The organism is Pseudoselenomonas ruminantium, assembly GCF_900104055.1.
Lineage (GTDB): Bacteria > Bacillota > Negativicutes > Selenomonadales > Selenomonadaceae > Selenomonas_A > Selenomonas_A ruminantium_C.
This window is the reverse complement of the sequence record NZ_FNJQ01000028.1, coordinates 19029-35629: the sequence shown is the minus strand read 5'-3', so window position 1 is coordinate 35629 and position 16601 is coordinate 19029. Positions and strand designations below refer to the sequence as shown.

16 protein-coding genes are annotated in these 16601 nt (G+C 54.4%); all 16 read left to right on the top strand.

Going from position 1 to position 16601, the window contains the following annotated elements:
• Positions 1-243 precede the first annotated feature (243 nt).
• Positions 244-1185 carry a nickel ABC transporter permease gene (gene nikB, locus BLQ59_RS11685; protein WP_074573055.1) on the top strand — a complete coding sequence of 314 codons (942 nt, stop codon included), beginning with the start codon at positions 244-246 and terminating at the stop codon, positions 1183-1185.
• Positions 1182-2039, top strand: a complete 858-nt coding sequence (nikC, locus tag BLQ59_RS11680; protein WP_014423942.1) for a nickel transporter permease — start codon at positions 1182-1184, stop codon at positions 2037-2039. The genes nikB and nikC overlap by 4 nt, the downstream gene beginning before the upstream one ends.
• A gap of 2 nt (positions 2040-2041) precedes the next feature.
• Positions 2042-2863 (top strand): ABC transporter ATP-binding protein, encoded by an 822-nt coding sequence (locus BLQ59_RS11675; RefSeq protein ID WP_074573054.1) that lies wholly within the window; start codon positions 2042-2044, stop codon positions 2861-2863.
• Positions 2832-3590, top strand: a complete 759-nt coding sequence (locus BLQ59_RS11670; protein ID WP_074573053.1) for an ABC transporter ATP-binding protein — start codon at positions 2832-2834, stop codon at positions 3588-3590. The genes BLQ59_RS11675 and BLQ59_RS11670 overlap by 32 nt, the downstream gene beginning before the upstream one ends.
• Before the next feature lie 38 nt (positions 3591-3628).
• Positions 3629-5182 (top strand): ABC transporter substrate-binding protein, encoded by a 1554-nt coding sequence (locus tag BLQ59_RS11665; RefSeq protein WP_074573052.1) that lies wholly within the window; start codon positions 3629-3631, stop codon positions 5180-5182.
• 376 nt (positions 5183-5558) lie between these two features.
• Positions 5559-7226: a vWA domain-containing protein gene (locus tag BLQ59_RS11660; protein ID WP_176756798.1), complete on the top strand. Its 1668-nt coding sequence runs from the start codon at positions 5559-5561 to the stop codon at positions 7224-7226.
• Positions 7227-7271: 45 nt separating this feature from the next.
• Positions 7272-9464, top strand: coding sequence for a transcriptional regulator (locus BLQ59_RS11655; protein WP_074573050.1), 2193 nt, complete (start codon positions 7272-7274; stop codon positions 9462-9464).
• A 57-nt stretch (positions 9465-9521) separates the two neighbouring features.
• Complete coding sequence (locus BLQ59_RS11650) at positions 9522-9950, top strand: hypothetical protein (protein ID WP_014423948.1); 429 nt, start codon at positions 9522-9524, stop codon at positions 9948-9950.
• An 18-nt stretch (positions 9951-9968) separates the two neighbouring features.
• Positions 9969-10394, top strand: coding sequence for a hypothetical protein (locus tag BLQ59_RS11645; RefSeq protein WP_014423949.1), 426 nt, complete (start codon positions 9969-9971; stop codon positions 10392-10394).
• 81 nt (positions 10395-10475) lie between these two features.
• Positions 10476-10913, top strand: a complete 438-nt coding sequence (locus BLQ59_RS11640) for a DnaJ domain-containing protein (RefSeq protein WP_074573049.1) — start codon at positions 10476-10478, stop codon at positions 10911-10913.
• A 30-nt stretch (positions 10914-10943) separates the two neighbouring features.
• A complete protein-coding gene (locus tag BLQ59_RS11635) occupies positions 10944-11513 on the top strand; it encodes an FHA domain-containing protein (RefSeq protein WP_014423951.1) in 570 nt (189 codons plus the stop codon).
• Positions 11514-11587: 74 nt separating this feature from the next.
• Complete coding sequence (locus BLQ59_RS11630) at positions 11588-12163, top strand: FHA domain-containing protein (protein ID WP_074573048.1); 576 nt, start codon at positions 11588-11590, stop codon at positions 12161-12163.
• Positions 12150-13094, top strand: a complete 945-nt coding sequence (locus tag BLQ59_RS11625) for a PP2C family protein-serine/threonine phosphatase (RefSeq protein WP_074573047.1) — start codon at positions 12150-12152, stop codon at positions 13092-13094. Before BLQ59_RS11630 ends, BLQ59_RS11625 begins: the two co-directional genes overlap by 14 nt.
• Positions 13051-15021 carry a PP2C family protein-serine/threonine phosphatase gene (locus tag BLQ59_RS11620; RefSeq protein WP_074573046.1) on the top strand — a complete coding sequence of 657 codons (1971 nt, stop codon included), beginning with the start codon at positions 13051-13053 and terminating at the stop codon, positions 15019-15021. The genes BLQ59_RS11625 and BLQ59_RS11620 overlap by 44 nt, the downstream gene beginning before the upstream one ends.
• Positions 15022-15035: 14 nt before the next feature.
• Positions 15036-15866 (top strand): tetratricopeptide repeat protein, encoded by an 831-nt coding sequence (locus tag BLQ59_RS11615; protein WP_074573045.1) that lies wholly within the window; start codon positions 15036-15038, stop codon positions 15864-15866.
• Positions 15845-16597: a hypothetical protein gene (locus BLQ59_RS11610; protein WP_074573044.1), complete on the top strand. Its 753-nt coding sequence runs from the start codon at positions 15845-15847 to the stop codon at positions 16595-16597. The genes BLQ59_RS11615 and BLQ59_RS11610 overlap by 22 nt, the downstream gene beginning before the upstream one ends.
• The last annotated feature ends 4 nt before the right edge of the window (positions 16598-16601 follow it).

The window sequence follows — 16601 nt, the reverse complement described above, 5'->3', positions numbered from 1 at the left end:
ACCGCAAGAAGGGGGATTGCTCTTTCATGAATCATTATAAAAATTTTATGGAAGGTTCACAAGCTCCCCCGGGGGATATAAGTTAAAAAAAATAGAAAATTATATTTTATTTGACAATAATAAGGGCGAAAAAGCACGTGATCAGGATAAACTGCTTCGCATATCCCCCTGGGGGGCTTATTTTTCACGGAAAAATCCTGTATCATAAAATATTAGAGAAAGAACAGGGAGGTCTTGACAAGCATGAATTATGCGGTAAAACGCTTTATCCAGCTGATACCGATTTTGTTCGGCATTACGTTCTTATCGTTTTTGCTGATGTATCTGGCAGGCAGTGATGCGGTCACCGAGATGTATACCAACCGGGGCGTGGAAGTGGCCCAGGAAATCATCGATGAGAAAAAGGCTGCGCTGGGGCTCAACCTGCCTTTCCTGCAGCAGTATCTCAACTGGCTCTGGGGCATGTTCCATGGCAATATGGGCGTAAGCTATGTGACCGGAGAAGACGTGCTGGGGGCCTTTATGAAGAAACTGCCGGCAACCTTATTGCTGACGGCGCTTTCCATCGCCATGACGGTCGTTATTTCCCTGCCCTGCGGCATACTGGCAGCCGTGCGCCATGACAAGATCGCGGATATCGTACTGCGGTTTGGCAGTTTCCTGGGCAATGCCATGCCCAATTTCTTTGTGGGCATGCTCCTGATGGAATTCTTGGGCATCCAGTTGGGCATCCTGCCGGTGATTTCCAGCGGCACGGATATCAAGAGTGCCATCATGCCGACGCTGACGCTCGCGATTGCCATGTCGGCCAAATATCTGCGGCAGGTGCGCAGTACGGTGCTCGAAGAGCTCAACAAGGATTATGTGCTGGGGGCCAGAGCGCGCGGCATAAGTGCCCAGGTTATCCTCTGGAAAAATGTGATGAAGGCTTCCATGCTGACCATCATGACATTGCTGGCATTGTCCATTGGCAGCCTGCTCGGCGGTACGGCAATCATCGAGAGCATCTTCATGTGGGACGGCGTGGGCAAACTCGCCGTGGATGCCATCAATATGCGCGACTATCCCATCATTCAGGCCTACGTCATGTGGATGGCCATTATCTATGTGTTTGTCAATCTGGTGGCAGATCTTCTCTACCATCATCTTGATCCGCGTATCCGTCTGGGGGTGAATGCCAAATGAGTCAGGCGATAGCGCCGACGATCCGTGTGCAGAATGTGCGGCAGAACCGCCTGCAGCGCAAGCTCTATTTCTTTGGGGCCCTGGCTGTATTGCTGATCGTGGCTTCATTCTTCAGCGAATACCTCTGTCCCTATGATCCCTATATGCAGGATATGTCACTGACCAAGGCGGCTCCCTCGGCTGAGCATTTATTGGGCACCGACCGCTATGGCCGGGATATGCTGTCCAGAGTCATTGCGGGCAGCAAGACCAGTATATTCTCGACATTATTGCTGGTCGGTTTTATTACCGTCTTTGGCAGCCTGATCGGCATTATCTGCGCCTGGGCGGGAAAATGGGTGGACACCCTGCTTATGCGCCTGTCCGATATGTTCTTGGCATTTCCTGGCCTGGTATTTGCGTTGGCCGTGGCAGCGGTATTGGGGGGCGGTGTCCATAACGCCATCTTTGCCCTGGCGGCCATCAGCTGGCCCAAATATGCGCGGCTCGCGCGCAGCCAGACCTTGGCGCTGCAATCGGCGGCCTTCATGCAGGCGGCGCAGATGGCAGGCAGCAGCACCTTCAAGATCATCCGCAAGCATGTGATTCCCAATATCTCGGGGCCCATCCTCGTGACGGCCATGCTCGATATCGGCACCATGATGATGGAACTGGCCGGGTTGTCCTTTCTAGGACTCGGGGCCAAGCCGCCCATCCCGGAATGGGGCAGCATGATGAGCGATACCCGTAATCTTTTGCCCACCCAGCCGTGGGTGACCTTGGCGCCGGGCTTTGCAATCTTTCTCTCGGTGATGGTCTTTAATCTGCTCGGCGATACGGTGCGGGATTATCTCGATCCGAAGAACAGGAGATAGGAATGTCAGAAATCATTCGTTATGAACATGTGGATATCCGCTATAATGGTAATTTGACTGTTCAGGATATCAGCTTTTCCCTGCAGGAGGGGGAAATCCTGGGTATTGTGGGCGAAAGCGGCAGCGGCAAGTCCACGCTGCTGAAAGCGGCCCTCAATATGCTGGGCCGGGATGGTTTGGTCACGCGCGGGGATATCTATTATAAGGGCTTGGATTTGCCGGATATCAGCGAGAAGGAAATGCAGAAGATCTGCGGTGCGGAAATCGGCATGATCTTCCAGCTGGCGGGAAATTCGTTCTGTCCCATCCGCACGGTGGGCGTCCAGATTCAAGAAATGATGGCCGCACATGGCCATGAGGATGCCCAAATGGTGGAGCGGGAAACCTGCGAACTGTTTACGAAGTTTGGCTTCAGCGAGCCCAAGCGCATCTGGGACAGTTATCCCTTTGAACTGTCCGGCGGCATGCAGCAGCGTGTCGGCGTAGCGGCGGCCATGCTCCTGCGGCCGAAGATCCTGCTGGCCGACGAGCCGACTTCGGCCCTCGATGTTACGGTGCAGAAACAGGTCATCGAGGAAATGCTGCTGGCCCGCAAGCTGTTCGGTACGGCAATCATTCTTGTCACCCATAATATCGGCGTAATCCGGGCCATGGCAGACAGCATGCTCGTGCTGCATCAGGGGAAGATGATGGAGTATGGTAAGGCCAAAGAGGTTTTGGCAAATCCCCAGTCTGCCTATACGAAAAAACTGCTGGCGGCGGTGCCCCGGCTTAGGAGGTCAGAGGCACGCAATGAACGAGATCTTGCAAGTTGCGCATCTTAAAAAAGTGTTTTCCCGTCAGGACGGCCCGGATATCATAGCGGTAGATGATGTCAGCTTTTCCCTGCAGAAAGGGGAGAAGCTGGCGATCATCGGTGAAAGCGGCAGCGGCAAGACCACTGTGGCCCGCATGATTGCCCGGCTCTTGGAAGCTGATGCCGGCAGCATCATGCTGGACGGGGAGGATATAACGCAGGCCAAAGGCACAAAGCTCAAACAGGCCTATACCCGGATGCAGATGGTGTTCCAAAATCCGCAGGACAGCTTTGATCCGCGCTGCACATTGGGCGATGGCATCAGCGAAAGCCTGAGCAATCATGGCAAAAGCAAGAAACAGGCGGCAGATATGACGAAGAACCTGCTGGCCTTGTGCGGCCTTGGCGAAGAATTTGCCCACCGCTATCCTCATGAGGTCAGCGGCGGCCAATGCCAGCGGGCAGCTATCGCCCGGGCTTTGGCTATCGAACCGGAACTCGTGATCCTCGATGAAGCCACATCGGCATTGGATGTGACCGTGCAGGCAGAGGTCCTGGACCTGTTGAACCGCCTGCAGCAGGACAGGGGCATAGCCTATCTCTTCATCTGCCACGATATCGCCTTGGTGCAGGACTTCTGCGACCGGGTGATCGTCATGCACAATGGCCGGATTGTAGAAGAAGGAACGCCGGATGATGTAATCAACAATTCGCAACAGGCTTATACCAAGAAGTTGATTGACAGCGTCTTGTGATAGGATAGATCATTTAGAAGGGAAGGAGATTTTTACAAATGAAATGGAAAAAATTACTGGCACTGGGCTTAGGCGTATGTCTTAGCGTGGGCGTACTGACTGGCTGCGGTAACGACACGGCCGGCAAGGGAAATGGGGAAAAGGTGCTCACCATCGGTGATACGACCTTCAACAGCTCCAATGAGGAGCCGGATGTGAACCCGCATAATGCTTATGCTGGCTGGGCCTGCATTCGCTATGGTATCGGTGAGACACTCATCAAATACTCCGACAATATGGAAATCCAGCCCTGGCTGGCTGTGAAGTGGGAGAATGTCGATCCGCTGACCTGGAAATTCACGCTGCGGGATGGCGTGAATTTCTCGAGTGGCCGTGCTATGGATGCGGCTGCGGTCAAGCAGTGCCTGGAGCACCTGATTGCCAATAACAAGCGGGCCGCGCAGGACCTGAAGATTGCCTCCATTGAGGCCAATGGGCAGGAACTCATCATCAAGACCAAGGAACCCAAACCGGCACTTTTGAACTATCTGGGCGATCCCTATGGCTGCATCATCGATGTAGATGCTGGCTTTGACAAAGGCATCGTAGCTGGTACGGGCCCGTACATCGCCGTGGATATGAAGACTGATGACCATCTGACGCTCAAGAAGAATGAGAATTATTGGGGCGGCACGCCGAAGCTGGACAAGCTGACCATCCGCACGATCACGGATGGCAATACGCTGTCTAATGCCCTGCAGTCCGGTGAGGTGCAGGCTGCTTACGGGATGGCCTATGAAAGCTATCCGCTGTTCCGCAACGATAAATACACGATTTCCCAGATCGCTACGTCCCGCTGCTTCTTCGGCAAGATGAATTTCGATCCGGATTCCGTATGTTCCGATCCTGCAGTGCGTCAGGCCATCTCCATGGGCATCGACAAGGAAAATTTCGTGGCCAAGCTGCTGGATGGCAATGGCTTCCCGGCTAATGGCGTATTCCCGGCAGGTCCGGCCTTTGGCGGCGACAAGGTCAAAGCGGAGAAATTCGATCCGGAAGGGGCCAAGAAGGTCCTCGAAGCTGCTGGCTGGGTGGATACCGACGGTGACGGCATCCGCGAAAAGAACGGCAAGAAGCTTATCGTGAAATGGCTGACCTATCCGAGCCGTCAGGAACTGCCGCTGCTGGCTGAATCCGCGCAGGCAACGCTCAAGGACATCGGCATGCAGGTGGAAGTCAACTGCACCGCTGATAACAATCAGGCTGTCAAGGATGTCAAGGGCTGGGATGTCTACGCTATGGCCAACGTGCAGGCACCGACCGGTGATCCGGAATACTGGTTCACGGTATTTGCCACGGGCAATGCCACCAAGAATCAGGGCAAATATCAGAGTGCCAAGCTCGATGCACTGGAAGCACAGCTGAGCCAGGAATTCGATCCGGCCAAACGTGCCCAGCTGGCCCTGGAGATGCAGCAGGTTGTCCTCGATGACCATGCCTTCGTATTCTGCTCCTTCCTCAAGATGAGCATGATTTCCAAGGCAAATGTCAAGAACTATACCTCACATGCCTGCGATTACTATCAGGTAACGGCTGATTTGGATCTTGAATAAGCCAAAGTTTTTATAAGATTATCAAATGGTTCCAATAACTATTTTTTTAGTTATTGGAACCATTTCTTTTTTATTCAGGGAAAATAGTCCTAACAAAAATGGGTTTACGTATAATTTTAATCAATTTTTTATGGAACTTTAATTTGCCTTTAATTGACACTAATTATCACTGATAGTATCATATTATATGGATGCACAAGGGATACAAATGGTACAGTAAAATGTACAAAAGAGTACATCAGGTCAAGGAACATGTAACTTGCGTCTGATGTACTTTTTTTTTGAAAAATTTGACAGGTCGGGGGGAAACGAAACGGAACGGATTGATTTTTCTACTTTATGGAGAGGTTTGGCAGTATTGTTGACTGCCTTTTTTATGTTGAGCTGTCGGACAGAGGCATCACTGCCCAGAGAGCTGCAACGTCAGGAGGTCATTTTCCTGATTGATTCCAGTCAGTCGATGGTGGATTCAGATCCGCTGCGGTTGATTCCGGAAACGGTGCTGGAGATGAGTGCAATCCTGCCCCGGCACTGTTCTGTGGGAATCTATGCCTACAGCAATGAGGTGAATAAGCTGCAGCCTTTGGCCGGGATGAGCGGACTGCCGGCCAAGTCCCTGCAGGCCATCAACTACGCGGGCTATACCAATACCGGAGCAGCTATGCAGCAGGCTGTGGCGGCTTTTTCGACGGAGGGGGAGGCTGCCCGCAGCATCGTGATCATCACCGATGGGGAAATCATGCTGCCCAGCAGTGGCGAGACATTAGCTTCGGTCAAAGCGTTCCAGGAGGCCATGACGGCCTGCCGGGAGCGGGGCATCAAGGTATATATGCTGGCTTTGGGCGGCAAGCAGACAACGCCGCAGGCCAATATCTACGCAAGTGATATCATCTATGCCACGGCCCCAGACGCCTCGGCAGTCCCGCAGATGGGAGCCGGACTGATTGAGGCGAACTGGGCGGTGGGCAAGCTGCAGCGGACGGCGGACAACAGCGGCGTGGTGGATCTGTCCATGCCCGTACCGTCTGCGGCGGTCCGGCATCTGCGCGTCGTGGTCCGCAAGCAGGCAGGCGATACAACTGCCGGTGGTCAATTGACCGGTCATAATGCCGGTCAGGAGGTTTATGATGGCCCGGCACTGCGCATCTTTGCGGTGCAGAATCCAGCACAGGATATCAAGCTGATAGGACTAAAAAACGGGGAAACGGTGGATGTTTACCCGCAGCTGGCGGCTGATCTGGAAACAGAAGTCGTGGAAGATAAGGAAGCGCAGAACGTCACTTTGAAGATTACCCCGGTAACTGTGGATGGTAACGGGCAGTCTTTGGTGGCGGATGCTTCTTTCAACGGCCGGGAAATACCGGTCTGGCTGGATGATGATTATTATCCGGGGACGGTGCAGGATGGCAGTATCTGTGTGGAATTGCCGCAGGACTGGCAGGGCACAGGCAGGATCCTGCCTGCTTTTGCTGAATGGGGCTGGAATGCAGATTGCCAGCCGGCAGCGGTGACACGGGACATAGCCAAGGCAGAGAAACAGCCGATGCAGCCAGTCCTGCTGATCCTGGTGATTGGCGGCGTGGGCATCTGTCTGCTGGTGGGACTGTTTATCGCCTTGCGGCTGAAAGCAGGCCGGCAGGCGAAACGGCGTCAGCCCATCCCTCAGAACCGTCCGTCCTGGCCGGAACATTACACGGGCGAACTGACCATCCGGGATATCCGCACGCGGTCGGGGCGCGATCATCGGGTGCGCGTCATCAATCTTTACCGTCATTTGGAGCATATTGCCCTGCCCTTGCGGAATATCTTCCGGGAATGTCAGCTGCCGGATACGATGCCGGAGCTGGATGGGCTGGGACTGCACCCCGGCCGGAAGGGCATCTGGCTGGATAACGATTCCCGGGCGACGGTCCTCAAAGACGGGGAACTTGTCTTGCGGGGGACGAGCTGCTTTATGGGCTATGATGAGCCGGTGCAGCTTTCCTTCGGTGATGGGCAGCTGGCCCTGACCATGGTCCTAAAGGATCTCAAGCCACAATCTTAGCTAATCGTATGATTATATAAACATAAATAAAAAGGAGTTAATGAAATGGCAAAAATTATTTCGCAGACGAACCGCACGATGCTGTTCGAGGAAATCAACCCCGAAAAGCTGGACCTGCTCACGATGGTCGGGGATACGAAGGCCCTGGACAGCCTGAGCGATGAGAAGATCAAGGAGCTTAATGAAAAGCTGCTGGTTCATGACTTTCAGGAATTTTTGGATAAATTCGATCCGGTAGTCTATTCATTCTTCAATGCCAATACCCAGCGTGTCATGTACACCTTGAAAAAGCCGGAGAATGTGCCAGAGGACCTGCTCACGGCCATTCATCTGAACATGCACAATGATTTCCTGCGCATGCTCTTGACGCTGGTGGACACGAAGCGGTCGCAGGGCCTGCTGAATGTGGACTTCAAGTTTGAGAAGCTCACGGACCTGATTTCCCCGCATAAGGTCATGGAGGATATCAAGCAGGAACGCAAGGAACTGCGCTATGTCTACAGCAAGTATGTGGAACTCGAAGAGGGCGATCCGAAGAAGCTCGATTACGGCGACAAGCTCAATGTCATGTTCGAGGAAGCCAGCACCAACTACAACAATGTCATGGCCATGCTGCCGCTGGCCATTGAGGATATCAAGACGCGCCTGCTGTTGGGCACGGATCAGAACAATAAGCAGGATACGGCCTTGGCACTCGGCGTGCTGACCATGGGCGATAGCGGCGAGCTCAAAGTCATCGAAGCACCGAAGCCCGAGACCAATGCGCTGATGACGCTGGACGACAATATCAACGAAGGCTTGATTGCGGCAATCGAAGACGATTACGAAGCGCTGAATGAAGAAAATCACAACGATTATGTCAAGGCGCTCGTAACCCGCACCTTCTGCCCGCTGCCGTCTTCTATCGTTTCGGAAGTGGATGTGGCGCAGGAAATCGAGAACTACAACACCTATCTGGATTTCTACAAGCAGGCCAAGGATGATTTCATCAAGACAGTGAAGCCGCTGATCGAAAAGATCCTGGGTGTGCGCATGTTCTTTGAACAGTATCCGGCCCGCACCAAGGGGATGCGCCCGTCGCTCTTCATCACCAACGTGAAGAATGACCAGCTGGCCCAGGCATCCTATCTGCCGCGTCTGCGCACCTTCCTCAACACGGTCAATGCCAAGAACGATTTCAAGAATACCGTCTGGTATGCCATCTATCCATCTTTGGAACTCGACCGTCCGGCCAAGGCCCGCATCACCCGCCAGCGCTTTGCCGGCAACAACGCGCCGAAGAATACCGGCGCCAACAGTCTGGAATCGCTGAGTGCAATCCTCGATGTGCTCAAGGATTTCCGGGTGCAGTGCTTCTTCAATTTCGAGACGAGTGACAAGACGAGCTTCAGCAGCATGGCCACCGAGGGCATTGATAAATATGTGGAACGTTGCCAGCCGCTGACGGATCATCTCTACAGCGAATATGCGATTCCCTGCCTGCCGAACTTCACGGTTATCCCGCGGGATAAGTCCGGTGTGCTGCTGGATGCCAAGATGAAGATCAACGAAGACAATCTCGTGGAACTGTCCAAGGATCAGCAGGATATCATGAAACTCTGGATTGATGGTGTCTATATCGACGCTTCCTATGTGGCAGCTGGCATTGAAGCGGCCTGCCAGGATCCGGCTTACCTTCGCGACGTGTTCCGCCGCGACGTGGACAGCGAGCTGCCGGGCGTGGCCTTTGACTTTGAGTCCGGCGACCATGCACTGCAGGTACGCACGACGCTGGCCAAGGAAATCACGGGCTTCACGAATCCCATCAAGGATGAGATCAACCGCCGGGGCTTTGGTTTTGTCTTTTCCTCGGAAAATGCGGTGTTTGCCGGCCACAATATCACGAATATCATGGTCTACAAGGCCCGCAACCTGCTCTATGATGAGAATCTCGGTGTATTCGAGCCGGTGTACAAGACGCAGGTCACGACCTATATCGAACGCGTCCTGCGCCATGCTTCCGGGGATTTCAAGCAGGACCATATCGTGGAATTCTTCAGCAACAATCCCAACAGCCAGAAGAGCAAATGGCTCAGCAAGCGCAATATGGTCAATGCCATCATCGGCGTGGGCGACGATATCGACTATGCCATCGACGAGGAAAACGGCATGTGCACGCTCGATATCACCTTCAATGGCAATATGCGCAATCTCACCATCGAGACCAACCGTATCACGACAGCTCATCGCGCCTCCTGACGCGATAGTTGCATAGATGTTTTTAGAAGATCCTGATTCCAAAGGAGGATAAAGATTATGGGTTTTCGAGTTAATGTTACCGGCGGCGCCGAACAGATTTCGTTCGACGAACGCAGTATCACGAAAGTGGAGTTCTTCTCCGACACACCGGATGATTCCAACGCCAGAGCCAGAGACATCCGTCTCAGCGTCAAGATCTGGGGCAAGATGAATTTCTCCCTGGGCGGTCAGGCCGTGGACAGCACCATGGGCGTGGCCAAATGGGCGCAGGTGCCGGCAGAACGTTCGGACTGCTACCGCAACGCCGTCGTGGATGTCGTCGCTGCGGGACAGATGGTGCGCCAGTATACCTTCCCCAACGCCTTTGTCGTGGAGTATACGGAAGACCTGGATGATGAAGCCGGTGTCGGTCAGTTCTATCTGCATATCAAGCAGAAGAAGGACCTCAACACTTCGGTACAGCTTAACGGCGGTTTTGGCGCTTGATAGAGGGAGGAAGAAACAATGTCTTTTCAGGTACAGGTTACCGGCGCGGAACCTTTTTCCATTGAGCCGGAATGCACGAAGCATGTAAAATTCAGCACGGATATCCCCATGGATTCCGATGCACGCACGAAAGATGTCGGCGCGACCTTGGTCATCTCCGGCAAGATCCTGGCCAATGCCACGGGCGCGGCTGCGGACAGCACCCGCCAGATGCTCCTGTGGTCGGTGGTTCCCGCAGAACGGGCCGAAGCTTATCGCAACGTCACGGTTACCTATGTAGCGGGCGGTGTGGTCGAACGCAAATACACCTTCACCAATGCCTTTGTGGTGGATTATCAGGAAGTCTATGATGATGGTGACGGCAATGGCACGTTCACACTCTGGCTCAAACAGAAAAAGGACAAGATGGCTGAACTGCAGGTAGAGGGCGGATATTCTGCCTAAGACAAGCACATAAGCCATGGATGAAAGCTGTGAAAAGCAGGCTATTTTTCACAGCTTTTCCTATTATCTGGAGATAAGCATATGAAAGATTACTATAAGATCCTGGGGCTGACGCCGGATGCGGATAAAAAAGCCATCAAGAAGGCATTCCGCCAACTGGCGAAAAAATATCATCCGGACCTCAATCCCGGCGATGCGGCGGCTGCCGAGCAGTTCAAGCTCATCAATGAGGCCTGTCAGATATTGAGTGACGACAGCAAGCGCGCCCGTTATGACCTCGACCGGAAACAACAGGGGCAGCGGCAGGCTGGTACAAATGGAAGCGGGCAGGCACGTCCCCGGCAGCAGGCGGCGGGAGCAAGGCCGTTTGGTCCCGATTTTGGCAGGGCGTTCTCGCAGGAGGCCTTTGAAAAAGCATTTTTTGCCGGGATGCAAAATCCGGCAGATGGCAAGCAGGGAAAGAAGAAAGATCCGCTGGATACCAGCGATATGTTCCAGCGTTTCTTCGGCTTTTCCTAAGTGATTTTCTACGGAAAGGAGAAAGCAATCATGTATCGGAAACAGATTACAACAGCCCTTTTGGGTGTGGCCGGTATCCTGCTGGCGATGACCGCCTTCCTGACGGATTTAGGCAGTGAACTGGCAACCGGGATTTTGATGGCGATAGGTATTATTCTTTTTATTTGGTCTTTGGTCAGCCTGATCCTCTTCCTGCGCCAGCCCGCAGAGGAAATCGTGCCCGTGCAGGAGGAAAGTGAGCCGGAACCTGTAGCTGCCGCTGGCATTACGCAGCTCAACTGGCTCAGCGAAAAGGGCGATATCCTGAAAAGCTGGGATCTTTTCAACCGCACCGGCCTTGTAATCGGTCGGGACTGCCGGGAAAACATGGTGGATATCGACCTGACCAGGAGTCCTTACGCACCGCTTATCGATATCGAACATGCGGTGCTCAACTACGCCAATGCGGATTGGTACGTGGAAGACCTCTCGAGCCGCAACGGCACCCAGCTCTGCAAAGTCCGCGACGGTCGCAAATACCAGCTGACCGCCGGTGAACCCTGTAAGGTGGAGATCGGCGACATCATCATCGTCGGCATGACACAGTTGGAATTAGCGTGAGGGAAGGTAAATATTTTCGCATTGAATCGTCCAGCGATTGTTTGAATTTGTTTAGAAAAAAGGAGTTTTGAGGAATGAGTGGTCTTATTCGTTGCCCCAATGGGCATTTATTCAGTTCGCGGCGGTATGGTACGGTTTGTCCGTATTGCAATATCGAGACGGCGACGCAGGAGCGCAAGGAGACGAGCATGGTCGGCCAGAGTGATGTCGATGTGGACGAGATGCTGATGCTGGAGAAAATCGACCCGGTCTGCGGCTGGCTGGTCTGCATTGACGGGCCGCGGCAGGGAAAGGATTACAAGATAAAATCCGGCAAGAACTTCATTGGCCGTGCCGATGATATGGATATTCAGATTCTCGGTGATAACAAGATTTCCCGGCGCAACCATGCAATCCTGGTCTATGATCCGAAGAAACATGAAACGGTGCTTCTGCCGGGGGATTCCAATGGCTTGGTTTACCATAACGAGGCTGCGGTTTATACGCCGGTGGTGCTTTCAGTCTACGATGTGATTGAGATGGGCGAGAGCAAGTTCCTCTTTGTGCCCTTCTGTGGCGAGCATTTCCGTTGGGAAGATCCGTCCAGTTACCCGGATGAGGGCGGTTATGAGACCGAGGGAGAAAGCGACGGTTCCTATGGGAATATATAGTCTGATCGGTCTGAGCGTTATTATCGTACTGCTCTTGGTCGTCCGCTTTTGGCCCGAAAAACAGACGGTAGTAGAAACGGTGCCTGAAAAGGCAGCAGCATTGCCGTCGAATCCTATTGGCACAGCCTCGACTATTGGTCAGCGGCAGTTGCAGCAGGACCTGACGGGCAGTGCGCTGGGGGATGAGGGCGGCTTGCTGCTGCTGGCAGATGGCCGGGGACAGGCCGGCAAGATTGCGGCGAAGCTGGCCATTGATACCTGTCTGGATCTCTATCAGGAGTGTCAGGGGCAGGACAAGCCGCAGTATTATTTCCGCAAGGCGTTTCAGGCGGCCAATCACAAGATATTGAGCGTGCTCGAAGACGGGCGGGGCTCTACCTGTCTGGCTGCGGCTATCATCCAGCGGGGACTCCTTTACTATGCCCTGGTGGGCAACAGCCGCATTGCCTTGTTCCGTGATGGGGATCTGGTGCCGGTCACGGAGGGGCAGACGATTGACATCTTAGCCCAGCATCGTTATCAGCAGGGGCGTATCACCAAGGAGCAGGCCCTGAAGCTGCTGCATGAGCGGCGCTTGTATAATTTCGTGGGGCAGGATGGCTTTCATGACATCGAGTTTTTCAGTGAACCCATCGAACTGCAGCCCGGGGATATTGTGGTCATCCTGTCGGACGGTGTGACCGAGACGGCGCCCTGGCGGCAGATCGAGGATTGTCTGGGGCAGGCGGCATCGCCGCAGGAAAAAGCCCAGCAGATCATCGCGCTGGTAGAGGGAAGTTCCCGGGAAGACAAGGACAACGCCAGTGTGATCCTCTATGATACCTATGATCCGGCGCAGATGCCGGTTGAGAAGAAACAGGGAAGAAAGAAGAAAAGGAGTAACCATCTTGAGAAAATCAAACAGCGACTTTCGGACAGCCTTTGCCTCTGAAGCAGGCAGCCAGCTGGTGAACAACGACTATTTTGCCTTCGTCGAACTTGACGATTATGCCTGCTATGTAATAGCCTCCGGGATAACGGATTTCAAGGAATCCGTCGGGGCCAAGCGGGCCGTGGAGAATATCCTGCTGAGTTTTCAGGAGCAGCCGGGAATCTCGAAGATGGCCCTCAAGCGCTATCTGCAGGATGCCAATGACCGGCTGGTGGCCAGTGCTTCGCGGGAGAAACTGCGGGCATCTGTCGTCGTCGTGGTCACGGACTATGAGAAGATGCGTTATGGTGCGGCCGGCAATGCCCGCCTGCGCATGTATCGCCAGGGACGGATGAAACTGCAGTCCAAGGATCAGTCACTGGCGCAGGACCTCATGGATCAGGGCAAAGCTGTGACGCCGGTAGCGAGGAGCAGGGAACGGGATAACCTCTATTCATACTTAGGCAAGCGGGACGATTTCGAGCCCTTTATCTCGCCGCAGATGAAGCTGATGGATGCGGATATCATCAGCCTCTACACGGCGGGAATCTGGGAGAATGTAGACGAAGGGGAACTCGATGATGTCTTTGTCGATGCTACCAATGAACCGCAGGAATCCGTGGACTATGTGGAAGAACTTCTGCTTTCCCGCCAGCCCAAGGAGCTGCGCAATTATACCATTGCTTCGATTTTCGTCAACAAGGTCTATTCCGATCCGGAACGCGCACGCAAACGCCGCCGCCGCATCCGGATTGCCATTGCCGCAGCCATCCTGTTCATCATGGTGGGCGGTTTCCTGTTCTATCGCTATCATGCCCATCAGACGGCTGTGCGGGAAATGTATGCGCAGGAACGGCGGGTGCTGGCCTATTGCAGTGCGGAGAATTTCGTACGCGCACAGAAAGAATGCGATGACTGCGTGCAGAAGGCTGCGAAGCTCGAGGAAAACAGCGAAGCGGAAAAGCTGGAATCCTATCAGCAGACCATCGATGCCATCGTGCAGGGGGATGATTCCTTCCGTGACAAGGATTTTGAGACGGCCTATGACCGCTTCCAGTCGGCCAAGGAGCTTTCCCGGCAGGCGGATATGCTCGGCAGCGACTATATCGACCGCCGCATCCATCAGGCTGGCGAACATCTTTCCGTGGATGATCTGATCACGCTGGGCGACCATGCTTTGGCCTCCGGTGATCTGGACAAGGCCGAGGATTACTACTTCCAGGCCCGGGACAAGGCCGAATGGCAGCATTATGATGAGGGTAAGAAGCGGGCGCTGGAGGCGTTGAACAAGCTCTATGATGCCAAGGCAAAACAGCTGGGCAAGCAGGATGAGGCCAGCAAGGCGCTGATGCAGGCAGCCATCAGCAAGGGCGACAGCCTGCTTTCCGCCGGCGACTACAAGGGCGCCGAGGCCGCTTATCTCGAAGCCCGCCGCATGGCGGCTCAGCTCGGGGATAAGGGCGGCCGTGACCAGAGCATGAGCGGTCTGGAAAACCTGCACAAGGCACAGGGGGATGCGCAGAAGGATATGCAGCAGAAGGCCGAGGAAAAAGCCAATGCCTTTGGCGCGGCGGCCGTAGCGGAAACCAATGGTGACCGGGCAGCGGCTAACGGCGATTATTCCGGGGCTGTGGCTTATTATAACAGTGCCTATGGGAAGTATGCCGCCCTGCATGAATATGGCGAAGCCAGCAACGTCAGCGACAAGCTGGCCAATGCACAGGCGAAGCTGCAGGCGATGACCGAGCAGCAGGAAAACGCCAGAAGCCTGGAAGACAAGGCGCAGAATCTCTATGGTGCCCATGATTACGAAAATGCCAAGCAGGCAGCGGCACAGGCCAAGGCGGCTTATCAGCAGTGCGGCAACAGCCAGAAGGCTTCGGAGATGGACAGCCTGATCGCTGCGATTACCGCCGATGAAGCCATCGATGGCGGTGAGGCGCAGTGAGGGAGGTACGGAGCATGATGAAGTCAAAGAAGCCGCTGATCGCTGCAAGCCTGATGGCCTGCTTCCTTGTCCTGACCGGGACGGCCAGCGCCTCCTCGACCGAGGTGTTTGCCGATGTGGGCAAGATGGCCACGGCTGAGCAGGTGTTCAGTAAGCTGCATCTGCCGGCAATCCATCCGAAAATGTCCCGGCAGGACAAGGCCGCCCGGAAGGCCCGCAAGGAGGAAAAAAAGAAGCAGGCCCAACTCTTGCAGGCTTATCGGAAATATGATTTCCAGCAGGTGCAGGCCTGGGCTGAGCAGAATGATCCCGAGGCCATGTTCATCGTTGCCTATGCCTGCCGCACAGGGCAGCAGGTTCCCCGGGATGCCGGGCAGGCGGCCAGCTGGCAGCAGAAAGCTGCCCGGGCAAATGGAGAGCTGGCCAAGGTCTATGCAAGTCCGGCTTATACGAAAAAGACATTGCCCCTCTGCCGTCTCTATGCCATGGCTGGACGCCGGGCACATACCGGGGATGTGGTGCGGCAGAGTTATGACAAGGCCGTGCGTTGGAGTCAGCTGGGGGCCAGAGAGGGCGATCCGGCAGCCATCGCCTATATCGGTTCGGCCTATTATACCGGGCGCGGCCTGCCCAAAGATGAGAAAAGGGCCATCACATATTTTGAACGAGCGCCCCATGATCCGTTATCGGTACGCCTGCTGGCCGATGCCTACAAGAATGGCCATGGCGTGAAACGCAATCAGGAGAAGGGCGAGGAATACGAGACTTTCCTGCGCATTGCACAGGACAAAATGAACAGCCGCTATAAGAAAGGAGTTCCATCATGGGTTTCAGATTACAGGTAACAGGTGCAGATACGATTTCGCTGGATGAGAATATGATCCGTACGGCGGAGACTGAGCTTTATACACCGGAGGATTCACGAGCACGGGCTTCAAAAAGTCTTTCGACCATCGTGGTGACGGGCAAGCTCTATGCTGCAGCAGAGGGCAACGAGACCATGAAGCTTTTCAATTGGGCCCATGTTCCTGCTGAATCGGATCAGGCCTATCGGGATGTGATGCTGACCGTTGTCTTTGCGGGTAAGACTTTCCGGCAGGTGCATCTGTCCAAGGCCTTTGTCGTGGATTACAAGGAAAGCTATGAGGATACTGAGGGCTTTGGCACCTTCCGTCTGGTGGTCCGGCAGAAAACGGACCTGGTAGATAAGGTGACTGCAGGCAGCACCGGTGCAGGCGGCGCTTTTGCTGCCGTTGGCGGCGGCTTCGGCGGAGCGCTGGGCAGTGCGATGTCTGACATGGGGGGCAATATCATCACGGCTGCCATGCCGCAGAACGGTTGCTTCGGTGATATCGGCAATGTGACAAATTCTGGTCAAATCATGGGGCAAATCGCCAAACAGGCGGCACAGGCAGAAGTGATCAAGCAGGCAGAGAAGATTTCGCCCCTGGCCGGTCAGGCAGCGCAGATAACCACCATGGCCGGCAATGCAGTCCAGCAGGCACAAAAGCAGGCCAAAAAAGTAGTGGCACCGGGAAATGGCACGATGAATATCGACGATTTCATCATGCACTGAAAAT